We start from the raw sequence: 23,743 nt of genomic DNA on the forward strand, positions 1-23,743 counted from the left end.
TATTTTCAAAATGAAATAAAATTAATTTCAATGATTAGCTGTTAGATCAGAAACAAAACATAAAACTTTCATTTTGGGAGGAGAGTTATGGAATTTATTACACATGGTGCGGAATGGTTTATCGGATTGTTCCAGAAAGGCGGTGAAGTTTTTGTCGGTATGGTGACAGGAATTTTACCATTATTGATTTCGTTGTTAGTGGTAATGAATGCCTTGATTAAGCTGATTGGTCAAGAGCGTATCGAACGTTTAGCACAACGTAGCGCCGGAAACCCTATTTCACGTTATTTGATTTTACCAGTGCTTGGTACCTTTGTATTTTGTAACCCAATGACCCTAAGTTTAGGGAAATTTTTACCTGAAGTGTATAAACCGAGTTATTACGCAGCAGCTTCTTACAGCTGTCATTCAATGAACGGCTTATTTCCACATATTAATCCAGGGGAGTTATTTGTGTATTTAGGTATTGCCAGTGGATTAACAACCTTAGGTTTGCCTTTAGCACCACTAGCCGTGAGTTATTTGCTAGTAGGTATGTTTACCAATTTCTTTCGTGGTTGGATTACAGATTTTACCACAGCTGTCTTTGCAAGACGGATGGGAATTAACTTAGCGCGTGAAGTACATCTATAGGAGCAACAGTATATGTCAAAAGCACTTTATATTGAAAAAGGTCAAAGCGGCTGGGGAGGGCCTTTAACCATACCGGTTGTAGCGGGGAAAAAAATTTTGTATATGACGGCAGGAACAAGACCGAGTATTGTTGAATATTTGGTTGAATTAACCGGCTGGGAAGCTGTGGATGGTTTTAAAGATGGAGAACCGGAAAATAATGAAATCGGCATTGCAATTGTCGATTGCGGTGGAGTGCTGCGTTGTGGCTTGTACCCAAAACGAGGAATCCCTACGATTAATATTCATGCGACCGGAAAGTCTGGTCCGCTTGCCGAGTATATTGTTGAAAATATCTACGTGTCTGCTGTAAAGGAAAATAATATTACTTTAATTGACACCGAGTTATCGAAAAAAGATGTTATTCAAACCATTCAGGATAAACCAAAAGACAGTGTAAAAAATTATGATACAACAAAGAAAATCACAGAACAAAGTGATGGTTTATTAGCCAAAATCGGCATAGGAATGGGGTCAGTCGTTGCTATTTTTTTCCAATCGGGACGAGATACGATTGATACCGTGTTGAAAACAGTTTTGCCTTTTATGGCATTTGTATCGGCTTTGATCGGGATCATTATTGCTTCAGGTTTAGGTGATTGGATCGCACACGGTTTAATACCACTGGCAAACAGTCCGATCGGTTTGGTTACATTAGCATTAATTTGTTCTTTTCCATTTTTATCACCGTTTCTTGGACCCGGCGCGGTTATTGCACAGGTTATCGGTACGTTGGTTGGTGTGCAAATCGGCTTAGGTAACATTCCACCGCATTTGGCGTTACCGGCATTATTCGCTATCAATGCACAGGCGGCTTGTGATTTTATTCCGGTCGGTTTGTCTTTAGCAGAGGCCAAGCAGGATACTGTTCGGGTTGGTGTACCATCCGTATTAGTCAGTCGCTTTTTAACCGGGGCTCCTACAGTATTAGTCGCTTGGTTTGTATCGGCATATATTTATTAATCAATCAACACAGAGCGGTATGTGCCGCTCTATCTATTGAGGAAAGAAAAGTAAGATGACAGTTATTTATCAAACTAAATTTACCAAAATTGGCAAATTTGCTCGTGAATCACTTGCTGAAAATATGTTTATTACCTTTAAACAAGGTGCGCCAGAAGACCTGGAGGACTACTGTTTTATTCATTCTCACGGAGAATTACAGACTGATATTCAGGTCGGTTATATATTGCAAATTAATAATGAAAATTTTCAAATTACAGCGATTGGCGACGTTGCAAATGTTAATTTGAAAGAATTGGGTCATGTTACTTGGCGTTTTGATGGCGCTAATATTACGGAATATCCGGGGACGATCCACGTGAAAGGCAATATTCCTATGAACATTACAGAAAATACGATTTTAAGCATTATAAAAAATTAAGGAGTTATAATATGAATTCAAAAGTGGCAATCGTTGTCGGAGGCGGACAAACTTTAGGTGCTTTTTTATCTGAAGGATTGGCTGAAAATGATTATAGAGTAGCCGTTGCCGATTTAAACGGAGAAAATGCACAAAAAACGGCTGATAGTATTAATCAAAAATTGGGGCTAACGGTGGCACAAGGTTTTCAAGTTGATGCGACTAATGAACAAAGTGTTATTGCATTAGCGAAGAATGTCGATCAGGCTTTTGGACGTAGTGATTTATTGGTCTATAGTGCAGGGGTTGCCAAAGCCGCTCCAATTACTGAATTTGGTTTGCAGGATTTTGAGTTCTCCGTACGGGTTAATTTAACCGGTTATTTCTTATGCGCAAGAGAATTTGCCAAATTAATGGTTCGTGATGGGATTAAAGGTCGAATTATTCAAATTAATTCGAAATCCGGCAAAGTTGGTAGCAAACATAATTCGGGTTACAGTGCGGCAAAATTTGGTGGCGTGGGATTAACTCAATCTCTTGCATTGGATTTAGCGGATAAAGGGATTACCGTGCATTCTTTAATGTTGGGAAATTTACTTAAATCACCGATGTTTCAATCTCTTATTCCACAATATGCCCAAAAATTGGGCATTTCTCCTGAAGAAGTTGAGCAGGTTTACATTGATAAGGTTCCGCTAAAGCGAGGCTGTGATTATCAAGACGTGCTGAATGTTCTCTTGTTTTATGCCAGTGAGCAGGCCTCTTATTGTACCGGACAATCAATAAACATTACCGGCGGCCAGGTTATGTTTTAGGCTTCCCCGTTTTCTTTCTTAATGTAAGAACGCTCTCAACACTCTTTAACTTAATTTCGCTTATTTCTATTCGCTATTTTCTAAGGTAGAAATTTGGTCAAGTGATTTACGGAGAGACTTTTCCATTATGTTAAAGAGCGGTTGCTTTTTGAGTCGTTTTATCTACATTATAGATATAATGGAATTTTGCGATAAATATTTTATTCCGCTCAAAATAAATTACAAAATATGAGATAATCCTATGATAAACACAACCAATTCGCTTATTTTAATTGCTATTATTGCTTGGATACTGCAACTTTTGCTTGGCTGGTGGCAGGTTTCCCGATTTAATAAGGCGTTTTCGTTGTTATGTCAGCAAGGGAATGTGGGAATAGGTCGCTCTAAGGGACGATTTAAACCTAAAGTAGTCATTGCCGTCGCGTTTGATCAAAACAATCGTGTTGTAAATTCGTTTATTATAAAGGGATTCAGTGTTTTTTCTGCTCCTCAAACGATTACTTCACTGCAAGGATTATTGCACAGTGAAATTATTCCTGAGCGGTTTTTTCCGCATAGTAAAGCATCGCAAGATGCGCTAGAGGAAGCAATCCGGTTGCAATAGCCGAGACTATTACGGATGTTTTATGAAACCAAAAGAAAGACAACTTGCGATCTTAGATTATTTGCAAAGTAACGGTAGAACTGCCGTTGATACTTTAGCACAACACTTTTCCACAACCGGTACGACCATTCGTAAAGATTTAACCGTATTAGAGAATGAGCGAAAAGTTTTACGGACTTATGGGAGTGTTGTATTAGCGGGTAATGAGAAAGAAGACGATGAATTACCGATGACTAATAAAACCCACATTAATTTGGAACAAAAGCGCAAGATTGCGAAGGCAGCTGTCGGCTTATTGAAAGACGGAGATTCGATGATTATTGATTCCGGTAGTACTGTACTGCAAATGATTCCATTGTTGGGAAAACTGGATAATTTAACGATTATGACCAACAGCCTACATATCATTAATAGTCTGGTAAGTTTGGAAAATAATCATGAATTATTAATGTGTGGGGGGACTTATCGAGCGAGATCCGCTTCTTTTCACGGTGTTTTGGCAGAGTCCACCTTTGATAAATTTAATTTTGATAAATTATTTATCGGTACTGATGGGTTCGATCTTGAATTAGGATTAACGACTTTTAACGAAGTGCACGGCGTTAGTCAAGCAATGACGGGGGCTGCACGGGAAATCATTGTATTGGCAGATTCGTCAAAATTCGGGCGGCGTAGTCCGAATGTCGTCTGTCCGTTAGATAAAATTGATGTCGTGATTACTGATAACGGGTTGGATAAACAAATTCATCAAGCTTTGTTAGAACGGAATATTCAAGTGCTTATTGCCGAATAATAGGATAGATTTAGCCGGATCGGTTCGGGCTAATTAAAAAACGGTGTTTTTTTGATTTAGGACATAGGAGACAAAGTGGTTGATATTTTTTTAGGTCAACCACTTTGTCTATTATGTCTTTCAGGTTGGGTCAATATTTTTAAACATCATAAGTTCCCATCACTACGGCTTGATCTAAAATATGTCCTTGCATAGCAAAATGTAGATCATTGAAACGGAAACCGGTGTTGAGATCAAGTTTGGTGTCAAGGGCGTAAACGATTAATTCATAACGGTGTAGGCAATTCGGTGGTGCCATTCCGCCATAAGCGGAAGCTTCGTTTAATTCGAATTTTCCTAAAACGCTTGCCCAAGAATTTGCACCTTGTACATAATCGGTGGCGGTTTGGCTCTCATTTTCCCGTACGCTTGTGCGTTCAAGATTGGCAATCAGCCAGTGAATCCAAACAAAGCCGCTGGCGGTAATGGCGTCTTTATCTTCCAGTACGACAGCGAAGGATTTTGTGCCTTCAGGTGCATCGGTAATATCAAACGGAATGGAGTAGGTCGGCATACCGTTTGGGCTAAATTGTGAGCCGCGTTTACCGTATTTGTCTTCAAACATTCCATTTTTTATGGCTGAACTGGTTACTTTCATTTGATTCTCTCCTAGCTTCTTACTGAATAAACTTTGAATTTTGTGGTTTGTGCCAGCACATCAAATTCACCGAAATATTGCTGCAATAAATCGGGGTAAGGCAAAAAGGCGTTTGCCACAATGCGAAGTTCCCCTCCAGTGTTTAAATACCATTTGGCTTGAGTAATGAGTTCTTTCACTGCACGGTAAGCGGTATCAATACCATCATGGAACGGCGGATTAGAAATAATGAGATCAAATTTTCCGTCAATATTTGAGAACACATCACTAGCGAAAACACGGGCTTCCAATTGATTCTCTGCGAGGGTTTTACGGGACGATTCCAATGCCATTGCGTGAATATCCGTCATCGTGATATTGGCTTTCGGATTCATTTTTTTGATTATCGAACCAATCACACCGGCTCCACAACCAAGATCAAGAACATTGCCTTTAATATGATCGTTGACGGTAGAAAGTAAAAGTGCCGTTCCTACATCCAGTTCATTCGCACTGAATACACCGGGTAAACTATGGACGATTAAATTATCGAGCCGTGGCGATTGATAGGTTTTCCAAAAAGTATCGAGATCAAAGTGCGGTCGTTTTTTCAAGGAAAAATGATACAAACCGCAACGGCGTGCAGAATCAATTTTGGCAATATCACCGAATGAAGATAATATTTTTTCTACGGAACGTACGCCACATCGGTTTTCACCGATAATGAGCATTTCTTGCCCTTCCGAGGCATTGGCGAGAAGCTGCATTAATTGGAATTGTACTTCTTGTTTATTCTTCGTCCAATAATAGACGATAAGATCTGCTTTACCTTGAAATTCAACGGAAAAATCGACCGCACTTTGTGTTATGGCGTAGTCAAAATAGCAACTCCAAACCTGAACAGATTGGCAATATTTGGTGAGCTTTTGGGGAAATTGATCGTTAATTCCGCCGGTAAGTAAAACAGATTTTCCCTGAAAAAAGGGAAAGTGACGTGCTAAAACTTCGCTTTCAAGAGAAATCACGCTTTGAATCCTGTGAAGTATTGGTTTAAAATTATGCGCTATTCTAGCAAAGATAGCGCAAATAGAATATTTATTTAGTTGGGATCTTGCCCATTTATTGTAAGGAAATGTTTATGAAAAAAGTCGTATTTGTCGCAACAGTGGCTGCATTGTTATCGGGGTGTCAGTTAATTGAGCAAATACAGGGGCAATCTCAAGCTCCTTCTAAAGTTGAAGTAACGCCGGAGCAGCTTGAAATGTTCAAAAAGTTAGATGCGCAGTTTGAACGAGTGAAGAAAAGCGGTACGGAAATTGAATTTAACGGCGAAAAATATGTGAAACAAACCAGAGCGGTGAAATCTGAAATTCCTCGTTTTCTTAGTTTAGCAGCAAGTGTGGATCGTACAAATCGTAAAATAATTACCAGCGAGACTTTTTATCTTAAAGATCTCTCCTATGAATCTGCATTAACCGCTCGATATTTAGATGAAAATAAAAGAGTATGTGATTTACAAACTTTTAGTAGCGACAGAACCCCTTACTATGCTTGTAGTGGGAAAGATTTCCAACGTTTTATCGCCATTGTGAATAAAGATAAAAATATTCTTTCATTCCGTAGCCTCAAAACTTACCAACAAAAACCAACGGACGCAGAAGAAAAGTCCATTGTTAGAGGATTAATGAATTATCCGTTTGATACCATATCCCGTTAGTAAGCGATGATGAATAGACGCGATCTTCTTTTAAAAGAAATGGGGATTACCCAATGGCAATTACACCGTCCCGAAGTGCTACAAGGGGCGGTGGGTGTTGCGGTTGCTGCACATATTCGATTTATTGTGGTATCAGATGAAAGTTTAAGTCAGCAGCCTTTATTTGACGATGTGCTGCTTAGTCTTGAATTAAAGAAAGAAGATTGCCTTTGTTTGAATTACGATCAAATCCAACACCTTGAATTAAATCATTCCGTTCGTTATTGGCTATTGGCTGAAAATGCAGAGAAAATCGACCGCACTTTGCCTTATTGTCTTAATGCCGAGCGGGTGTATCGTTCGCCTGACTACATAAATTTTCAAACTTCAACGATTGCCAAACGTGAGCTTTGGCAGCAGATTCAACAGGTTCAATAATATGATTCGGATTCTTACCGTTGAAGAAAATGATTTTGATCGTTTATATGAGATTGAACAACAAGCTCACCTTGTCCCTTGGTCGCTAGGGACGTTAAAAAATAATCAAGGAGAGCATTATCTTAATCTCAAATTGGTGAAAAATAACCGAATTATCGGTTTTGCCATTTGCCAAACAGTATTGGATGAAGCTACTTTATTTAATATTGCGCTAGAGCCTGCTTACCAAGGGAATGGTTTTGGGAAACTTCTATTGATTGGCTTAATGGAAAAGCTAAAGGAAAAGGGAATTCTAACTTTATGGCTTGAGGTTAGGGAATCTAACCCGGCACGTCAGCTGTATGAAAAACAAGGTTTTAACGAAGTCGATATTCGCAAAAATTATTATCCGTTGCCCGATGGCAAACGGGAAAATGCTGTTGTTATGGCGTGTTATTTATAGCTAAAAAAGAAAAGAGCGGTCGTTATTGAATGAATAACGACCGTTTTTTTAGGCATCTTGAGAAGGGAAAATAAATGGGTTAAGACCGCTACGGGCAAAGCCTTTTTCCTCCATTTCGACATCTAAGAAAATGGATGCCAAGTCATCTGCCACCGCTTCGACATTCGGATCTTTTTCTTGGAACATCATTTTCAAATAACTTTCGCAGCTACCGCAGGTTTCGGCTCGGATAAGGGCTAATTTTTCATTTAATGACCATAATTCCAATTTGTCGTGAGCATTGCAATTGGTACATTGGGCGCGCACGAGGTTCCATTCGCTTTCACATAAGGAGCAGTGTAAATAGCGCAAGCCTTGTGATGTACCGATATGAACCATACTGGCAACCGGCGCAGAGCCGCAAACAGGGCAATAGTGAATATTTTCACTATTTTCCAAGCGGCTTGCGTGTGGAATTTGTTGCGCCAGTTGTAACCAATAAAGGGAAAGTGCCGCCCAAATGAATACGGCTTTATCACTGCTAACCAAGTTAAATTCTTCCGCCAACAATTGGTTTGCCATTTCTTCTAATTCTGAGCTTCCTGCTTTTTCTAGGGATTCAATCGTTGCTGCAACTTGTTCGTTCGCTTTAGGCTTAATTTCATACAAAATCTCACTTAAATAATCACGCCAAATATCATCGCGTTTGAAATTTTTGGCATTAAGCGGTTTGATCCCATCTAATTGCTCAAATGTTTGTTTGGGAAGCGGATTTTTTTCAAACGTAGCCAGTTGACCTTCTACGATCTCTGCGACAAATAAGAGATAATCCGCCAAGGGATGATTTTTGGCTAAATCACGTAAGCGTTTTGCTCGGCGTTGATAAAGATTTTTAGGGTTGGCAAATAGGATTGCCGGAGTTTCGTAAGCATTTTTTTTCTGCTCTTTGATTTCGGCTTCTGATAGGATTTTGATGCTCATAATGTTTTTTTATCCGTAGTTTATAAGAAAAAGTGCGGTCATTTTTAACCGCACTTTTGAGTTGGATTTTTGGTTTATTCCGAAATGCTTTTAAATAGCGCTTTGGTTTTTTCACCTTTTTCTTCGCGTTCAATGTCTTTTTCGAGTTCCGGTAGCACTTCTTTTCGATACCATCTAGGGTGATGTTTTTTCGCCCAACGGACGGTTACCCAGCCTTCAATGATACCGCGGATTGAACCCTTCACCCAAAAAGCCATATAAATGTGTACTAAAATGCCGGTAAATAGCATAAAAGCACTGGCTGAATGAAGAAGGATAGCAATTCTCAGCACCGGAATTGAGAAATAGTGGGAAAAATACTGACGCCACATGATGACACCGGTAATCAATAAAGTAAACATTGCAAGGATCAATGTCCAAAACAACATTTTTTGACCCAGATTATATTTACCGTTATCGGCAACGGCGTGTTCGTTTCCTTTTAATACCTCAAAAATCCCTTTCATCCAACGAATATCGTTTTTTTCCGGAATGTTGTGATGCCAATATAACGAGCATAAGAAAATAAAGGCAATAAACATTAAAATTCCGGTGAAAGGATGAATGGCTCGTGCTAACTGCGGCGTACCGAGAATTTCCGTTAACCACGAAAAATCAGGGAAGAAGAAGGCAATTCCGGTAAACATCGTTAAGAAAAAGCAGATTACCAAGAACCAGTGGCTTAAACGTGCAGGGATACGATGGCGAACGATACGGGTATCGTTCGTAATTTCAAATTTACTCATCTTTTTTGCCCTCTTGTTCGTCTTTCTCTTCAAATTTTTCGTGGTGATCTTCCACATCCGTTTCTGTATTCGGGCCTACCGTTAAATAATGACCGATTTCAGCGAGTGCCAAACCGCCCATTGCAACGGCTGCAACCGGTTTTAATACGTCTTTCCATAAGGTGATACTCATATCAATATGAGGATCTTTCGGTAATCCGTTGTAAAGTTCCGGTTTATCGGCGTGGTGCAACACATACATCACGTGTGTACCGCCTACTCCCGGCGGGTCATAAAGACCTGCGTTTTCATAGCCGCGAGATTTAAGATCTTCAACACGTTTTTCCGCATAGATTTTCATTTCCTCTTTCGAACCGAAACGAATTGCACCGGTCGGGCAAGTTTTGACGCAAGCCGGTTCTTGCCCCACAGAAACACGATCGACACAAAGAGTACATTTGTACACGCGGTTATCTTCGGGGTTCATTCGTGGAATATTGAACGGACAGCCTGCGATACAGTAACCGCAACCGATACATTTATCGGATTGAAAATCCACAATACCGTTTTTGTATTGAATAATCGCACCCGGTGCAGGGCAGGCTTTTAAGCAGCCCGGTTCTGAACAGTGCATACAACCGTCTTTACGGATCAACCATTCCAAACGATCGTTTTCTTCCACTTCGTTAAAACGCATCACCGTCCAGGCTTTCGCATTCAGATCGACCGGATTGTCATAAATGCCCACACATTGTGCATTAACATCAGAGCGGATGTCATTCCACTCCGAGCAACCCACCTGACAGGCTTTACAACCGATACAGGTGGAAACATCAATCAATTTGGCAACTTCAACTTTATGATCCCGTGCTTGCGGTGCCGGTGTTAAATCTGAGGTCGCAGAGATCTTAATAATATCTTGAGATTGTACATCCATTGCTCGCATATTATGCCTCCGCTTTCTCAATGTTCACCAAGAATGTTTTATATTCCGGTGTTTGTGTATTGGCTTCACCCCAAGATGGTGTCAAAGTGTTCGTAGAGAATCCACGATTTCCTTTACCATTTAAGGCTTTCATATTCCAGTGAATAGGAATACCTACGTGGTGAACGGTTTTGCCATCAATTTCTAAGTCTTTCAATCGTTTGGTTACGACTGCCACGGCTTTAATATAACCACGTTTTGATGTGATTTTTACCATATCACCTTTTTGAATGCCTTTTTCTGCAGCTAATTTTTCACCGATTTCCACAAATTGTTGTGGCTGAGCGATGATATTCAGCGCCGATTGTGCTGTCCAACTATGGAAATGCTCGGTTAAACGATAAGTTGTCGCGACAAACGGATACTCTTTATTTGAACCGATAAATTCACGGTCTTCTTTGTAGATACGAACTGTCGGATCAGATACCACATTCGGATGAAGCGGATTAGAATCAATCGGACTTTCAATCGGTTCGTAGTGCTCAGGCATTGGACCGTTATTGATCTTATCTACTGCGAATAAACGACCTACCCCTTCGGCAGACATAATAAACGGACCGGCATCCGAACCCGGAGGTTGTGTGCCATAGTCGGCGACATCGTGCCAGTTCCAGTTTTTACCGTTCCACTTAATTAATTGACGGTGTTTATCCCAAGGATTGCCGTTAATATCTAATGAGGCACGACTATAAAGCACACGGCGGTTTGCCGGCCATGCAAAGCCCCAACCTAGAGTGCAGCCTAAACCTGATGGATCGGAATTATCACGGTTTGCCGTTTGGTTACCTTTTTCAGTCCACTGACCGACGTATAACCAGTTACCTGATGTGGTTGTTCCGTCATCACGTAGGTGAGCAAAGCCGTTAAGTAATTGCCCTTTTTTGTACATCAAGTTTCCGTTAGGATCATAAAGATCAGCAAGAGCATAACCGTTTAACTCTTTTGCTAACTCTTCTGCACTCGGTGAGTGAGGTTGAGCATAATTCCACGTCATTGCTTCAAAAGACTCAATACCACGACCGCCTTCTTTTTTATAAAGCTCGTGCATTTCTTCACGAATCATAGAAAGAATATCGACATCAGGTAATGCTTCACCCGGTTGATCACAACCTTTCCAATGCCATTGCGCCCAACGGCCGGAATTGGCAATAGAGCCGTCTTCTTCAGCGAAACAGGTTGTTGGTAAACGGAATACTTCGGTTTGGATTTCAGAAGAATTTACATTGTTTGATTCACCGAAGTTTTTCCAAAATTCAGAGCTTTCCGTTTGAAGTGGATCCATAACAATTAAGTATTTTAATTTGCTCATACCTGCAAGGGTTTTATTTTTGTTCGGTAATGAGTTTAATACGTTAAAGCCTTGTAGAATCCAGCCGTGTAATTGACCGTCATTCATTAATTTCACATGAGTAATCGGATCATATAAACGATCTGTTTTCGGTAAGAAATTAAATCCCCAACCGTTTTCTTTGGTTGCATTATCGCCATAGAAAGTTTTCATCATACTCACGAAGAATTTTGATGTGTTGCGATAATAGTTAATTTGTCCCGGTACGATATCTTTTGGCGTAATCGCATTAATATATTGCTCGTAAGAGGTATCCTTGTCGTTCGGTAAACGCATATACCCCGGTAAGGAGGTTGGTAACAAGCCCATATCCGTTGTACCTTGAACGTTTGAATGTCCTCGAAGCGCATTAATTCCGCCGCCCGGCATACCCATGTTACCTAAAAGTAACTGAATCATCGCCATAGAACGAATGTTTTGCGTACCGATTGTGTGTTCCGTAAAGCCTAACGCATATAAGTGCGTCATCGTTTTATTTGGCGCAGATGTTTTACCGATTTCTTCACAGATTTGTAAGAAGAGTTTTTGTTTTACGCCTGTAACACGCTCCACCATTTCCGGCGTATAGCGAGAAACGTGTTCTTTTAATACGTTAATCACACAACGCGGATCTTGGAGTGTCATATCACGTTTAGCATTGCCGTTTTCATCGAATTGATAATTCCAGCTCGATTTATCATAGCTACGTTTTTCCGCATCGTAACCGGAGAATAAACCGTCTTCAAATTTAAAGCCTTCGTTTACCAAAAATGATGCATTGGTATAGTGTTTCACATATTCGTGCTGAATCTGATTCGTTTCCAATAAGTAACGAATCACCCCCAGTAAGAAGGCAATATCAGAACCGGAACGAATCGGCGCGTGCAGATCTGCGACTGACGCGGTACGGTTAAAGCGAGGATCAACAACGATGATTTTCGCACCGTTTTTCTTCGCTTCAATCGCCCAACGGAAGCCGACAGGGTGTGCTTCGGCAGGATTACCGCCTTGAACGATAATTAAATCGGCATTTTTGATGTCAACCCAGTTATTTGTCATCGCACCGCGACCAAATGATGGAGCAAGACTTGCTACCGTTGGTCCGTGTCAAGTATTCGCTTGGTTACACACCGGCACCATACCGAGCATTCGAATCCACTTTTGCGTGAGTAATGCGGCTTCGTTGCTCATCGCAGAGGCGGTCATAATTCCGGTAGTAGCCCAACGATTTACGGTATTGCCTTTTGCATCGGTTTCAATAAAGTTGGCATCTCGGTCGTCTTTCATTAAACGGGCGATGCGTTTGATCGCTTCTTTCCAAGAAAGGCGTTCCCATTTGTCGGAACCGGGAGCACGGTATTGAGGATAAAGTGAGCGGCTCTCACTATTCACATAATCAAGCGCACCTGCGCCTTTAGGACAAAGTGCACCACGGCTCACCGGATGATCAGGATCACCTTCAAGGTGGAATAATTTAGAACGGGTATTTGTGCCTGTGTGGCTACTTAATGAATCGGAAGGTTTTCCTGTACTGTATAACAACATACCACAGCTAACAGCACAATATGTACAAGTGTTACGGGATTCATAAGCGCGTAATAATTTGTATTCGCGCGGTGCCGCTAATGCGCTTGCCGGAGCAAAACCTAGCATTGCGGCGGAAGTTCCTGCCATACCACCTGCACAGATCTTAAAGAACTTTCTTCTTGAGACCTGCATAATCACTCCTTTCAACAACAAGGTTGTCTAGATATAGATAGTAAGAAATTCGTCTGGATAATTCGGTTGGTTTCGTTAAAATAACAACACAAAACTGACTAAATTGCGCATAGAAAAACATCAATTTAGGGTTGTTTAGGATACCGATTTTTTATGGATAAATCCATAATCAAAATGCATTATATCCGGCAAAATATATGATCCCGATCACAGAATATATAAAAATTGTAATACTTTTGTTATATAAAGTTTAATGGAAAGATAAAAATGAACCGGCTTGTAGAACGAACGATTAATTTTTTTAAAAAATTGAAAACAACAGAAAAATCGACCGCACTTTTACAAACAAAAGCGGATTGTTTGGCGGTTGAAATGCCGGTGTCATTGGTTTATAACGGCATATCTCACGCCGTGATGATGTGTTCACCGGAAGATTTGGAGGACTTCGCCCTAGGATTTTCATTAACGGAAGGCATTATTGATAAGCCGAGTGATATTTATGGCATTGATGTGGTGGACGTCTGCAATGGTATTGAGGTTCAAATTGAGCTTTCCAGCCGAAAATTTATGGCATTGAAATCACATCGCCGAAATCTTACCGGACGTACCGGCTGCGGTATCTGCGGAACGGAACAGCTGAATCAAGTTTATAAAAACTTTCCAAAATTAGACCGCACTTTTGAGTTTAATATCAATTTATTAGATGATTGTTTTTCTGCGTTGCAAAAAAATCAAATATTAGGAAAGCAAACCGGAGCAACGCATGCCGCTGCATTTTTTGATCCGAGTGGCAATATGCTTGTTATTCGTGAAGATGTTGGACGTCACGTCGCATTGGATAAATTACTCGGTTGGTATGCAAATGCGAATAAACCGCAAGGATTTTTGTTAGTTTCAAGTCGGGCAAGTTATGAAATGGTACAAAAGACAATATCTTGCGGTATTGAAATATTGGTCGCGATTTCGGCAGCAACAAATTTAGCGGTGGATATGGCAGAAGCGCATGATTTAACGTTAATCGGATTTGCAAGGGAAGGAAAAGGCAATGTTTATTGCGGAAAAGAGCGGTTAATTTTAAGGTAGTTTTTAATTTGTTCATTTTAGGATTCACATCAATTAAGTTTCCCGACTGTAAGTAGAATTCGATAATTGTAAATGGCTGAAATAATTCGGCATTGTCTAATTTGTAAAATCAAATTATAATCCCCTGTAAATTTACACAGATAAAATAACATAATGGATATTTCCGAATTACTTGATGGCTTAAACGATAAACAGCGAGAAGCAGTGGCGGCACCTCTTGGCAATTATTTGGTTTTGGCTGGCGCAGGGAGTGGTAAGACTAGAGTGTTGACTCACCGCATTGCGTGGCTGATCGCCGTAGAAAATATTTCTGGAGGAAGCATTATGGCGGTTACTTTTACCAATAAAGCCGCCGCAGAAATGCGCCATCGTATTCAAGATACATTAGCCAAACATTCACAATCCAATTTATTCGGTATGTGGATTGGCACGTTCCATAGCATTGCTCATCGTCTATTACGCGCCCACCACTTAGATGTGGGATTGCCGCAAGATTTCCAAATTTTGGATTCGGAAGATCAAGTTCGTTTAGTAAAACGTTTGCTTAAATTGCATAATTTTGATGAAAAAGCCTTTCCGCCGAAGCAAGCCTGTTGGTATATCAACAATAAGAAAGATGAAGGTTTACGCCCTCACGAGATTGAAGATTTTAATGATCGACAAGAACGTGAGTGGATTAAAATTTATCAGATTTATCAAGATACCTGTGATCGCGCGGGATTAGTGGATTTCGCCGAGCTTTTAATTCGAGCTTATGAATTATTTGATAAAAAACCGTTGATTTTGCAGCGTTATCAACAACGCTTCCAACATATTTTGGTGGATGAGTTTCAAGACACCAATAAGATTCAGTATAAATGGATTAAAATCCTTGCAGGGGAAACCGGCAAAATAATGATTGTAGGCGATGACGATCAATCTATTTACGGCTGGCGTGGAGCGCAAGTTGAGAATATCCAGAAATTCCTAAAAGATTTCAAAGCCGAGACCATTCGCCTTGAGCAAAATTATCGCTCGACGGCGAATATTCTGAACAGTGCAAATGAATTAATTTCTAACAATGCCGATCGTCTTGGCAAAAATTTATGGACGAATGGAGAAAAGGGCGATCCTGTGGGTATTTATGCCGCCTTTAATGAATTGGATGAAGCAAAATTTATCGCCTCACAAATTCAAGATTGGACAGAAAATGGTGGCAAGTTAGATGATTGCGCCGTGTTATATCGTAGCAATAGCCAATCCCGTGTGATTGAAGAAGCATTGATTCGCTGCCAAATTCCCTATCGTATTTATGGCGGAATGCGATTTTTTGAACGGCAAGAAATTAAGGACGCGTTAGCTTACTTACGCTTGATCAATAATCGTCAAGATGATGCGGCTTTTGAACGTGTGATTAATACACCGCCACGAGGTATCGGCACTCGCACATTGGACATATTAAGAAATTTAACCCGTGAGCGACAAATAACACTGTGGCAAGCGATACAGGTCGCTACACAAGAAAATATGCTAACAGGACGTGCTTCCACCGCATTATTACGTTTCCAAGAATTGATTAATTCTTTGCAGATAGATACCGAAGAAATGCCGTTATTTGCACAAACCGATTTTGTGATTAAACATTCCGGTTTGTATGATATGTATAAGCAGGAAAAAGGCGAAAAGGGCGAAGTACGGATTGAAAATTTGGAAGAATTGGTCACCGCAACCCGTGAGTTTATTAAACCGGATGATGCGGAAGAAATGACGGAGCTTACCGCCTTTTTAACGCACGCCTCCCTCGAAGCCGGTGAAGAGCAGGCTTCACCCCATCAAGCCTGTGTGGAAATGATGACCCTGCATTCGGCTAAAGGATTGGAATTTCCTAGAGTGTTTATGGTTGGTGTGGAAGAAGGTTTGTTCCCGAGTTTTCGCTCCTTTGAAGAACCGGGGCGTTTGGAAGAGGAACGCCGCTTGGCTTATGTGGGGATTACGAGGGCAAAACAAAAACTCACGATTTCTTATGCGGAAAGTCGCCGATTATATGCCAAAGAAGAGCGTCATTTGCCTTCACGTTTTATTGCGGAATTACCGAAAGATTGTATTCAAGAAATTCGTTTACGCGGAACCGTAACCCGTGCAATGAATTTAGCCAAAGTCGGCACGCTATCGTATTCAACAGAGAATGAAAACGGCTGGAAAATGGGGCAAAAAGTAAAACATGAAAAATTCGGTTTAGGAACGGTGATTAATATTGAAGGCAGCGATAATAACACGCGCTTACAAATTGCTTTCCAAGCTCAAGGCATTAAGTGGTTAATCGCACATTTGGCAAAATTGGAAAAAGTGCGGTAGAATCCGAGAGTGTTTTATTTTTGATTATCGCTTTGTTTTATTTATTAAAAGTGCGGTGAAATTGACCGCACTTTTCCTTTGTCGTTGAGTGATTTAATGTTTAAATTTATCTTCAAACGGATTTTAATGGTGATCCCGACCTTTATCGCCATTACTTTTGTGACCTTTGCCCTTGTGCATTTTATCCCCGGTGATCCGGTAGAAATTATGATGGGGGAGCGAGGTTTAACACCTGAAGTTCATCAACAAATGATGCACCAATTAGGTTTGGATTTGCCTTTGTACCAACAGTATTTCAACTACATTGGTAACGTAATTCAAGGAGACTTCGGTGAATCTTTCCGAACTCATCAGCCTGTGCTTAGCGAATTTTTCACCCTTTTTCCTGCCACTGCCGAATTAGCGTTTTTTGCTTTATTGTGGTCATTGGTTGGCGGGGTCATTTTGGGAACGATTGCAGCAGTAAAAAAAGACAGTTGGATTTCTCATACGGTAACCGCAGCTTCTCTTACCGGTTATTCTATGCCTATTTTTTGGTGGGGATTAATCCTGATTTTATATGTTTCTCCTTGGTTTGATTTACCGCAAGGCGGTCGTTTAGAAAATGATTTTTGGATTGATACGCCAACCGGTTTTATGCTCGTTGATACGTGGCTTTCCGGTGTACCGGGGGCATTTGCAAACGCGATGAAATCCTTAATTCTGCCTGCGATCGTTTTAGGTACAATTCCTCTTGCCATCATCACCCGAATGACACGTTCCGCTATGTTGGAAGTATTGGGCGAAGATTATATTCGCACAGCCAAGGCAAAGGGATTGAGCTATCCCCGTATTGTGATTGTGCATGCTTTGCGCAATGCTCTTATTCCCGTGGTAACAGTGGTAGGTTTAATTGTCGGGCAATTGCTTTCCGGAGCGGTATTAACGGAAACGATTTTCTCTTGGCCGGGCATCGGTAAATGGATTATTGATGCCATTCACGCACGTGACTATCCTGTTTTACAAGGTTCGGTATTAATTATTGCCACCATTATTATAGTGGTAAACCTCACCATTGATTTACTGTATGGTGTGGTTAATCCGCGTATTCGTCATTAAAATAGAGGGGTAATGATGACTGACACAACGTTAATGGTTGCACCAAGGACTCCTTTGCAGGAATTTTGGTTTTATTTTAAACAAAATCGTGGTGCATTAATCGGTTTTACATTTATTCTTATTGTTTCATTAATCAGCATTTTTGCGCCTTATATCGCCCCTTTTGATCCGGCGGAACAAAACCGTGCGGCATTGTTATTACCACCGGCTTGGTACGAAGGTGGTAATTCCGCCTATTTATTGGGAACTGATGATATCGGTCGAGACATTCTTTCTCGTATTATTTACGGTACGCGCATTTCTGTCTTTGCCGGTTTTGTGATTGTGCTGCTTTCCTGTGCATTGGGTACTTCTCTCGGCTTAGTAGCGGGATATTACGGTGGTTTATTGGATACGGTAATTGTGCGCCTGATTGATATTATGCTTGCCATTCCCAATTTATTGCTGACTATTGTAGTCGTCTCTATCCTTGAACCTTCTTTAGTGAATGCAACACTTGCGATTGCCGTAGTGTCAATTCCCAGTTATGTGCGTTTAACACGGGCGGCGGTGATGAATGAGAAAAATCGTGATTATGTCGTTTCATCGAAAGTCGCAGGTGCCGGTGTTTTACGTTTAATGTTCATTGTTATTTTGCCTAACTGCTTAGCACCGTTAATCGTACAAATGACGATGGGAATTTCTAACGCAATTTTAGAATTAGCGACCTTAGGCTTTCTTGGTATTGGTGCGAAACCACCGACGCCGGAACTCGGTACAATGCTTTCCGAAGCGCGTAGTTTTATGCAAGCGGCTAACTGGTTGGTTACTATTCCCGGCTTAGTTATTTTATCTTTAGTGCTCGCCTTTAATTTAATGGGCGATGGCTTACGTGATGCACTTGATCCAAAACTTAAACAATAAGAGGGGACGGAATGGCATTATTAGACGTAAAAGCACTTTCTGTTCACTTTGGCGATAAAAATATGCCTTTTAAAGCGGTAGATCGTATCAGCTATCAAGTTGAACAAGGTGAAGTGTTAGGGATTGTAGGAGAATCCGGCTCAGGTAAATCTGTCAGTTCCCTTGCTATTATGGGATTGATTGATTATCCGGGGCGGGTATCAGCCGAATCATTGGTATTTGAAGATAAAGATTTATTGGCACTCAACGATAAAGCAAAACGTGAACTTATCGGGGCTGATGTGGCAATGATTTTCCAAGATCCCATGACAAGTTTGAATCCCGCCTATACGGTAGGTTTTCAAATTATGGAAGCGTTGAAAACCCATGAAGGCGGCACGAAAAAAGCAAGGCGTGAACGAACTTTGGAATTGCTACGTTTAGTGGGAATTCCTGATCCTGAATCTCGTATTGACGTTTATCCGCATCAGCTTTCCGGAGGAATGAGCCAGCGTGTTATGATTGCAATGGCGATTGCCTGTAAGCCTAAATTATTGATTGCCGATGAACCGACTACTGCTTTAGATGTTACCATCCAAGCACAGATTGTGGATTTATTACTCGACTTACAGAAAAAAGAATGTATGTCGCTAATTCTCATTACTCACGATTTAGCATTGGTGGCGGAAGCGGCACATCGCATTATAGTGATGTATGCAGGGCAAGTGGTGGAGGAAGGACTTGCCGAGGATATTTTTCGTGAACCGAAACACCCTTACACTCAAGCCTTACTTCGTTCCTTGCCTGAATTTTCCGAAGGAAAAGCCCGTTTACAATCCTTGCAAGGTGTTGTTCCGGGGAAATATGATCGCCCGACAGGCTGTCTATTGAATCCGCGTTGTCCTTATGCAACGGAGCATTGTCGTAAAATAGAACCCGATTTACATCATATGGGAAATCGAAAAGTGAAATGCCATACACCGCTCAATGCACAAGGCGAACCGATGGAATATCAAGGAGTATAAGCAATGTCGAATGAAATTAAAGAAAATACGTCATTGCCAAATATGCCGTTATTAAGCGCAATTAACTTAAAAAAATATTATCCGGTGAAAAAAGGCTTATTGGCAAAAACGCAACAAGTCAAGGCATTGGATGGCGTGTCTTTTCAGTTGGAACGAGGAAAGACCCTTGCAGTTGTGGGGGAGTCAGGCTGTGGGAAATCAACACTGGGGCGTTTACTCACAATGATTGAAAATCCTACGGAAGGTGAGCTGTATTATAAGGGGCGTAACTTTCTGGAAAATGATGCGGATACAAAAGCATTACGTCGTAGGAAAATTCAAATTGTGTTTCAAAACCCCTATGCCTCATTGAATCCACGTAAAAAAATCGGTTCTATTTTAGAGGAACCGCTAATTATCAATACCAAACTTTCAGCCAAAGAACGTAAAGAAAAAGTGCTTTCAATGATGGCGAAAGTAGGATTACGGGCAGAATTTTATGATCGTTACCCTCATATGTTTTCCGGCGGGCAACGCCAACGCATTGCGATTGCACGTGGTTTAATGCTAGAGCCGGATATTGTGGTGGCGGATGAACCGGTATCTGCATTGGATGTATCGGTACGTGCCCAAGTGCTGAATTTAATGATGGATTTGCAAGATGAATTCGGGCTTTCCTATGTTTTTATTTCGCATGATCTTTCAGTTGTTGAGCATATTGCTGATGAAGTGATGGTGATGTATCTTGGGCGTTGTGTCGAAAAAGGCACAACGGAACAAATTTTTTCCAATCCTCAGCATCCTTATACACAAGCTCTTCTTTCGGCAACACCTCGTCTGTCAGCGAATTTACGCCGAGAACGTATTAAATTGACAGGCGAGCTACCAAGCCCGATAAATCCGCCGAAAGGCTGTGCATTTAATCCGCGTTGTTGGAAAGCAACAGACAAGTGTCGTGCGGAAAAACCAATACTTGAGCCTTTCCCCGATGGAAAATTAATCGCTTGTTTTAATATTGATTAAACAGAAATTAGGATAAAAATAACCGCACTTTGATCTGCTCCCCAAAATCTGGACAGATAATTTAACTTAATAGCAGTTGCACAAAAAGAATTTGATTATGTTGGTAGGGGCGGGAATAGGAGCCGCCCCTATCTATTTTGTGTAACTGCTATAATAATGATTTTTTAAGTTTTTTGTGGACGATAGAGAAATTGGAAGAGGATAAAGATCAATAATCCGGTAGCACCAAGAGCCGCGCCGCTAAAACCAATATATTTTAACCCTACATAATTCATCATTTGACCACCGAATAACGCACCTGCGCCAATACCTGCATTGAATATTCCGGAATAAATTGCCGTTGCCACATCGGTTGCATCCGGTGCAAGCTGCAAAACCTGCATTTGTAATGCAAGGGCAATGCAGGAAATGCCGATTCCCCAAGCAAAGGCTAGTATAAACATCGTTAACGCATAATGAGACGAACTGAGTAAAAGGGCAAGTGAAAGCACCAATAATCCTATTGCAGTGATAATAAATTTTATCGGGTTAAAACGGTATAAGCGATTGAAGAGTAGGCTTGCCGTGATACCTGATATACCAAAAATTAAGAGGATGAATGTCGCAAGGTTAGGATTGAGTTCTCCGATTTGAATTATAAAAGGTTCAATATAAGTGTAAGCGGTAAAGTGTGCAGCAACGATAGTTACCGTTGTCATATAAAGCCCTATTAATAACGGACGTTTAGCCAATAGCGGGAGGCTGGATAATGAGCCTGCATTTTTACTTGGAATATTCGGCAGTAAACGAATAATGAGAAACATGGTAGCAAGAGCAAGTAGGGCAATGATAACAAAAGTTATTTTCCACCCGACCAATTGCCCGACTAAACGACCGAGCGGTAAGCCTAAAATCGTCGCAAGTGAGGTACCGATGGCGAGCATACTCAGTGCTTGCGTTTTTTTATTTTTAGGCGCAATACGCATAACAAGAGAAGCGGTGATTGACCAAAATACGGCATGTGCCAAAGCAATGCACATTCGAGCGATAAGAAGTATTTGAAAATTCCAAGCGATAACGGAAAGGATATGACCTATGATGAAAATCATAAACAGCTTGATAAGTAAACTTTTCCGTTCCATTTTTCCCGTAGCAAGCATCGCCGGCAGGGACATAATGAGTACAGTCCAAGCATAAACCGTCATCATCAAACCGGTTTCCGAAGGTGGCATATTAAAGCTTTCTGCAATATCTGTGAGCAAAGCCACAGGGACAAATTCAGTAGTATTAAAAATAAAAGCGGCGCAGGCGATAACAACAACACGCCAAGTTTGGATTTTTTCAGCTTGATGATAAAACGACATTATTTCAACTTCTCTTTAATGATATTTTTCAACTGTTTCCGAAAATCTTTATTTATTTCCAATTTATATTGTGGTGAATAGCAACTATCAAAAAAACGAATAGGGAGTGTTAAATTCTTGTATTTTGGATTGGTTGCCGAAAGTGAGAGAGTAATATCACATTGCATCGTATGTAAATCAACCGCGCCCTGCCCTTCCCCTAAAAGTACGGTCGTTTTTAGATTAAATTTATCGATATTCAACAAACTCTTGTCCAGTGAGAACGAGGCTTCAACCTGTTGATAAGGCGTGTTTGCCCTTTTTCCTTCCAATAATTCATCATTGTAGTTAATCGGAAAGTATTGTGAAACAAGTTGAAGTAAGTTTATTCCTAAAAGCTCTCCATCCCGTGCATAAAAATCAAATTTACTTTTCGTTAAATTTGCCTTTTCAAAGGCGAGTTGAATATTAAAATCAGCTGTCCCCGTGATGGTATCGGGAAAATTTAACAGTGTGAGTAATTGTGTTAAAGGGAAATTTTTACCTGAAAAATTGACCGCACTTTCCTCTGCAAGCGTATTAAATTTTAGCACGGCGAGGCACGCCGTAGTGCAATCAGGCTTTATATAGGCGGCAGCCGCTTTTTGTGGTTTGGCGAGATCGGCGTGAATTTCAATATAGCCTAACGGCTGTTGATTTAATGTAGCGCCATCAAATTGAATCAGTGATTCTGCATTTTGGCGAAGTCTAATACCGGCTTTGTTGAAAGTGAAATTAAATTTTTGAGCCAGACCATAAATCGGTTTTTCAAGTTTGATGGAAACAACATTTGAGCCGTTGAATAGGATATTTTTTGATAATAGGTTTTTGACCAAAAAATCGGAAAAACGCATTTCGATTCTGGCGGAATTGAGGGCATCTTCCCCTGATTTGGCTTGTTCAATACTAAGTTGTTGTAATTTTGCTTCACCATAAATTAAAGGTAAAAAAGCCAGTTGAGCATTAATATGTTTTAATGAAATACTACGATAATTAACTTGTTCAATGGTAAGGGTAGGTTGCGGGATAAGGCTTAAATCAAGTGATTTTACCGCTATGCCTCTCTGTTCGAATTGTTCGCTCAGCCGAGTTTTGGCTTGTTGTAGCTGAATATAAAGAAATGCGAAGATCGCAATCGGCACGAACAGCAAGCTTATTGCGATCTTTTTCATCTATTTATCCTCATCAATACGGCTTGCTACCGCATTTTGCTGATTTTTATATTTAGCGTCTTTACGGCTGTTATAAGGGCGGGCAGCCGTGCCGCTTAACACTTCGAAACTGAGTGCGCCAATCACCATATTCGGACGTAGCGCTAAAGGAAGTTTTCCGGAATTATAAAATTCCAATACGATTTTTCCTTCCCAACCCGGATCAATACGGTGTGCGGTAACGTGAACCATTAATCCCAAACGGGCAAGGGAAGAGCGACCGTCTAACCACCCGATAATATTTGCCGGTAATTTTACCGATTCAAGGGTTGTTGCAAGTGCTAATACACCGGGATGTAAGAAAAACGCTTCATTATCCGGAATGATGATTTCATCACTCATCACGGATTCTAACTGGGCGGAAACTTCTTCTTTCGGGCCGCTTAAATCAATGTATGGGGCGGAATGTTCACGAAATACTCGGAAAGAATTACCTAAACGCACGTCAATTGTTGCGCCGTTGATTTTGTCATTATCAGGACGAGGAGTTAAAGAAATAATGCCATCATCCAAATAGCGTTCGATATCGGTATCACAAAGACGCATAATTTCT

General features: G+C 40.8%; 24 protein-coding genes. 15 read left to right on the forward strand and 9 right to left on the reverse strand.

From position 1 onward, the window contains the following. Positions 1 to 87 precede the first annotated feature (87 nt). From HEMROJRC1_RS09000 to HEMROJRC1_RS09025, 6 genes are all read left to right on the forward strand, one after another. Positions 88 to 633 carry a PTS glucitol/sorbitol transporter subunit IIC gene (locus tag HEMROJRC1_RS09000; RefSeq protein WP_226692593.1) on the forward strand — a complete coding sequence of 182 codons (546 nt, stop codon included), beginning with the start codon at positions 88 to 90 and terminating at the stop codon, positions 631 to 633. 12 nt (positions 634 to 645) lie between these two features. Next, positions 646 to 1,635 carry a PTS glucitol/sorbitol transporter subunit IIB gene (locus HEMROJRC1_RS09005; protein ID WP_226692594.1) on the forward strand — a complete coding sequence of 330 codons (990 nt, stop codon included), beginning with the start codon at positions 646 to 648 and terminating at the stop codon, positions 1,633 to 1,635. 55 nt (positions 1,636 to 1,690) lie between these two features. Next, complete coding sequence (gene srlB / locus HEMROJRC1_RS09010) at positions 1,691 to 2,056, forward strand: PTS glucitol/sorbitol transporter subunit IIA (RefSeq protein ID WP_226692595.1); 366 nt, start codon at positions 1,691 to 1,693, stop codon at positions 2,054 to 2,056. 11 nt (positions 2,057 to 2,067) lie between these two features. After that, positions 2,068 to 2,850: a sorbitol-6-phosphate dehydrogenase gene (srlD, locus tag HEMROJRC1_RS09015; RefSeq protein WP_226692596.1), complete on the forward strand. Its 783-nt coding sequence runs from the start codon at positions 2,068 to 2,070 to the stop codon at positions 2,848 to 2,850. A 241-nt stretch (positions 2,851 to 3,091) separates the two neighbouring features. Next, the gene (gene gutM / locus HEMROJRC1_RS09020) at positions 3,092 to 3,454 is read left to right on the forward strand and encodes a transcriptional regulator GutM (protein WP_226692597.1); all 363 of its coding nucleotides are present in this window, start codon (positions 3,092 to 3,094) and stop codon (positions 3,452 to 3,454) included. A gap of 22 nt (positions 3,455 to 3,476) precedes the next feature. Then, positions 3,477 to 4,247: a DNA-binding transcriptional repressor gene (locus tag HEMROJRC1_RS09025; protein ID WP_226692598.1), complete on the forward strand. Its 771-nt coding sequence runs from the start codon at positions 3,477 to 3,479 to the stop codon at positions 4,245 to 4,247. A 139-nt stretch (positions 4,248 to 4,386) separates the two neighbouring features. Here the strand turns inward: HEMROJRC1_RS09025 and HEMROJRC1_RS09030 are convergent, their stop codons facing one another. Both HEMROJRC1_RS09030 and rsmC read right to left on the reverse strand, forming a co-directional pair. Beyond that, entirely contained in the window at positions 4,387 to 4,884 is a 498-nt protein-coding gene (locus tag HEMROJRC1_RS09030) for a YbhB/YbcL family Raf kinase inhibitor-like protein (RefSeq protein WP_226692599.1), read from the reverse strand. 11 nt (positions 4,885 to 4,895) lie between these two features. Then, on the reverse strand, positions 4,896 to 5,888 hold the full coding sequence (gene rsmC / locus HEMROJRC1_RS09035; RefSeq protein WP_226692600.1) for a 16S rRNA (guanine(1207)-N(2))-methyltransferase RsmC: 993 nt from the start codon (positions 5,886 to 5,888) through the stop codon (positions 4,896 to 4,898). A gap of 113 nt (positions 5,889 to 6,001) precedes the next feature. On the opposite strand from rsmC, the gene HEMROJRC1_RS09040 reads away from it, so the two are divergent. Genes HEMROJRC1_RS09040 through rimI form a run of 3 tightly spaced genes read left to right on the forward strand, consistent with a single transcriptional unit; the run spans position 6,002 to position 7,439 of the window. Continuing rightward, positions 6,002 to 6,580, forward strand: a complete 579-nt coding sequence (locus HEMROJRC1_RS09040; RefSeq protein ID WP_226692601.1) for a lipoprotein — start codon at positions 6,002 to 6,004, stop codon at positions 6,578 to 6,580. Between the two features lie 9 nt (positions 6,581 to 6,589). Beyond that, positions 6,590 to 6,997, forward strand: a complete 408-nt coding sequence (locus tag HEMROJRC1_RS09045; protein WP_226692972.1) for a DNA polymerase III subunit psi — start codon at positions 6,590 to 6,592, stop codon at positions 6,995 to 6,997. A gap of 1 nt (position 6,998) precedes the next feature. Further along, complete coding sequence (gene rimI, locus HEMROJRC1_RS09050; protein ID WP_226692602.1) at positions 6,999 to 7,439, forward strand: ribosomal protein S18-alanine N-acetyltransferase; 441 nt, start codon at positions 6,999 to 7,001, stop codon at positions 7,437 to 7,439. A 48-nt stretch (positions 7,440 to 7,487) separates the two neighbouring features. Here the strand turns inward: rimI and fdhE are convergent, their stop codons facing one another. From fdhE to fdnG, 4 genes are all read right to left on the reverse strand, one after another. Beyond that, entirely contained in the window at positions 7,488 to 8,399 is a 912-nt protein-coding gene (gene fdhE / locus HEMROJRC1_RS09055) for a formate dehydrogenase accessory protein FdhE (RefSeq protein ID WP_226692603.1), read from the reverse strand. 74 nt (positions 8,400 to 8,473) lie between these two features. Beyond that, positions 8,474 to 9,184, reverse strand: a complete 711-nt coding sequence (locus HEMROJRC1_RS09060; protein ID WP_226692604.1) for a formate dehydrogenase subunit gamma — start codon at positions 9,182 to 9,184, stop codon at positions 8,474 to 8,476. Continuing rightward, complete coding sequence (gene fdxH, locus HEMROJRC1_RS09065) at positions 9,177 to 10,109, reverse strand: formate dehydrogenase subunit beta (protein ID WP_304621903.1); 933 nt, start codon at positions 10,107 to 10,109, stop codon at positions 9,177 to 9,179. The genes HEMROJRC1_RS09060 and fdxH overlap by 8 nt, the downstream gene beginning before the upstream one ends. Position 10,110: 1 nt before the next feature. Further along, positions 10,111 to 13,194 (reverse strand): formate dehydrogenase-N subunit alpha, encoded by a 3,084-nt coding sequence (fdnG, locus tag HEMROJRC1_RS09070; protein WP_226692605.1) that lies wholly within the window; start codon positions 13,192 to 13,194, stop codon positions 10,111 to 10,113. A 267-nt stretch (positions 13,195 to 13,461) separates the two neighbouring features. Between fdnG and fdhD the strand changes: the two genes are divergently transcribed. The 6 genes from fdhD (at position 13,462) to HEMROJRC1_RS09100 (ending at position 20,618) form a co-directional block, all read left to right on the forward strand. Then, positions 13,462 to 14,277 carry a formate dehydrogenase accessory sulfurtransferase FdhD gene (fdhD, locus tag HEMROJRC1_RS09075; protein ID WP_226692606.1) on the forward strand — a complete coding sequence of 272 codons (816 nt, stop codon included), beginning with the start codon at positions 13,462 to 13,464 and terminating at the stop codon, positions 14,275 to 14,277. Positions 14,278 to 14,430: 153 nt separating this feature from the next. Further along, positions 14,431 to 16,611, forward strand: a complete 2,181-nt coding sequence (gene uvrD / locus HEMROJRC1_RS09080) for a DNA helicase II (protein WP_226692607.1) — start codon at positions 14,431 to 14,433, stop codon at positions 16,609 to 16,611. A gap of 96 nt (positions 16,612 to 16,707) precedes the next feature. Beyond that, the gene (locus HEMROJRC1_RS09085; RefSeq protein ID WP_226692608.1) at positions 16,708 to 17,709 is read left to right on the forward strand and encodes an ABC transporter permease subunit; all 1,002 of its coding nucleotides are present in this window, start codon (positions 16,708 to 16,710) and stop codon (positions 17,707 to 17,709) included. A 15-nt stretch (positions 17,710 to 17,724) separates the two neighbouring features. Further along, on the forward strand, positions 17,725 to 18,612 hold the full coding sequence (locus tag HEMROJRC1_RS09090; RefSeq protein ID WP_226692609.1) for an ABC transporter permease subunit: 888 nt from the start codon (positions 17,725 to 17,727) through the stop codon (positions 18,610 to 18,612). A gap of 11 nt (positions 18,613 to 18,623) precedes the next feature. Further along, positions 18,624 to 19,616: a dipeptide ABC transporter ATP-binding protein gene (gene dppD / locus HEMROJRC1_RS09095; protein ID WP_226692610.1), complete on the forward strand. Its 993-nt coding sequence runs from the start codon at positions 18,624 to 18,626 to the stop codon at positions 19,614 to 19,616. 3 nt (positions 19,617 to 19,619) lie between these two features. Beyond that, positions 19,620 to 20,618, forward strand: a complete 999-nt coding sequence (locus tag HEMROJRC1_RS09100) for a peptide ABC transporter ATP-binding protein (RefSeq protein WP_226692611.1) — start codon at positions 19,620 to 19,622, stop codon at positions 20,616 to 20,618. A 164-nt stretch (positions 20,619 to 20,782) separates the two neighbouring features. Here the strand turns inward: HEMROJRC1_RS09100 and HEMROJRC1_RS09105 are convergent, their stop codons facing one another. The 3 genes from HEMROJRC1_RS09105 to dcd are packed head-to-tail and all read right to left on the reverse strand — an operon-like array spanning position 20,783 to position 23,736. Next, positions 20,783 to 21,961 (reverse strand): sugar transporter, encoded by a 1,179-nt coding sequence (locus HEMROJRC1_RS09105; protein ID WP_226692612.1) that lies wholly within the window; start codon positions 21,959 to 21,961, stop codon positions 20,783 to 20,785. After that, on the reverse strand, positions 21,961 to 23,151 hold the full coding sequence (locus tag HEMROJRC1_RS09110) for an AsmA-like C-terminal region-containing protein (protein ID WP_226692613.1): 1,191 nt from the start codon (positions 23,149 to 23,151) through the stop codon (positions 21,961 to 21,963). The genes HEMROJRC1_RS09105 and HEMROJRC1_RS09110 overlap by 1 nt, the downstream gene beginning before the upstream one ends. Next, positions 23,152 to 23,736, reverse strand: coding sequence for a dCTP deaminase (dcd, locus tag HEMROJRC1_RS09115; RefSeq protein WP_194812507.1), 585 nt, complete (start codon positions 23,734 to 23,736; stop codon positions 23,152 to 23,154). Positions 23,737 to 23,743: the final 7 nt, after the last annotated feature.

The organism is Rodentibacter sp. JRC1, from assembly GCF_020521555.1.
Taxonomy (GTDB): Bacteria; Pseudomonadota; Gammaproteobacteria; order Enterobacterales; family Pasteurellaceae; genus Rodentibacter; species Rodentibacter abscessus.

Excerpts from the sequence above, each read along its gene's own strand:
- HEMROJRC1_RS09030 (WP_226692599.1), bottom strand. The coding sequence starts at position 4,884 with ATGAAAGTAACCAGTTCAGCCATAAAAAATGGAATGTTTGAAGACAAA.
- HEMROJRC1_RS09045 (WP_226692972.1), top strand. The coding sequence starts at position 6,590 with ATGAATAGACGCGATCTTCTTTTAAAAGAAATGGGGATTACCCAATGG.
- fdhE (WP_226692603.1), bottom strand. The coding sequence starts at position 8,399 with ATGAGCATCAAAATCCTATCAGAAGCCGAAATCAAAGAGCAGAAAAAA.
- fdxH (WP_304621903.1), bottom strand. The coding sequence starts at position 10,109 with ATGCGAGCAATGGATGTACAATCTCAAGATATTATTAAGATCTCTGCG.
- HEMROJRC1_RS09085 (WP_226692608.1), top strand. The coding sequence starts at position 16,708 with ATGTTTAAATTTATCTTCAAACGGATTTTAATGGTGATCCCGACCTTT.
- HEMROJRC1_RS09090 (WP_226692609.1), top strand. The coding sequence starts at position 17,725 with ATGACTGACACAACGTTAATGGTTGCACCAAGGACTCCTTTGCAGGAA.
- HEMROJRC1_RS09100 (WP_226692611.1), top strand. The coding sequence starts at position 19,620 with ATGTCGAATGAAATTAAAGAAAATACGTCATTGCCAAATATGCCGTTA.
- rimI (WP_226692602.1), top strand. The coding sequence starts at position 6,999 with ATGATTCGGATTCTTACCGTTGAAGAAAATGATTTTGATCGTTTATAT.
- uvrD (WP_226692607.1), top strand. The coding sequence starts at position 14,431 with ATGGATATTTCCGAATTACTTGATGGCTTAAACGATAAACAGCGAGAA.
- HEMROJRC1_RS09040 (WP_226692601.1), top strand. The coding sequence starts at position 6,002 with ATGAAAAAAGTCGTATTTGTCGCAACAGTGGCTGCATTGTTATCGGGG.
- srlB (WP_226692595.1), top strand. The coding sequence starts at position 1,691 with ATGACAGTTATTTATCAAACTAAATTTACCAAAATTGGCAAATTTGCT.
- gutM (WP_226692597.1), top strand. The coding sequence starts at position 3,092 with ATGATAAACACAACCAATTCGCTTATTTTAATTGCTATTATTGCTTGG.
- srlD (WP_226692596.1), top strand. The coding sequence starts at position 2,068 with ATGAATTCAAAAGTGGCAATCGTTGTCGGAGGCGGACAAACTTTAGGT.
- HEMROJRC1_RS09000 (WP_226692593.1), top strand. The coding sequence starts at position 88 with ATGGAATTTATTACACATGGTGCGGAATGGTTTATCGGATTGTTCCAG.
- HEMROJRC1_RS09005 (WP_226692594.1), top strand. The coding sequence starts at position 646 with ATGTCAAAAGCACTTTATATTGAAAAAGGTCAAAGCGGCTGGGGAGGG.
- HEMROJRC1_RS09110 (WP_226692613.1), bottom strand. The coding sequence starts at position 23,151 with ATGAAAAAGATCGCAATAAGCTTGCTGTTCGTGCCGATTGCGATCTTC.
- HEMROJRC1_RS09060 (WP_226692604.1), bottom strand. The coding sequence starts at position 9,184 with ATGAGTAAATTTGAAATTACGAACGATACCCGTATCGTTCGCCATCGT.
- HEMROJRC1_RS09105 (WP_226692612.1), bottom strand. The coding sequence starts at position 21,961 with ATGTCGTTTTATCATCAAGCTGAAAAAATCCAAACTTGGCGTGTTGTT.
- HEMROJRC1_RS09025 (WP_226692598.1), top strand. The coding sequence starts at position 3,477 with ATGAAACCAAAAGAAAGACAACTTGCGATCTTAGATTATTTGCAAAGT.
- dcd (WP_194812507.1), bottom strand. The coding sequence starts at position 23,736 with ATGCGTCTTTGTGATACCGATATCGAACGCTATTTGGATGATGGCATT.
- dppD (WP_226692610.1), top strand. The coding sequence starts at position 18,624 with ATGGCATTATTAGACGTAAAAGCACTTTCTGTTCACTTTGGCGATAAA.
- fdhD (WP_226692606.1), top strand. The coding sequence starts at position 13,462 with ATGAACCGGCTTGTAGAACGAACGATTAATTTTTTTAAAAAATTGAAA.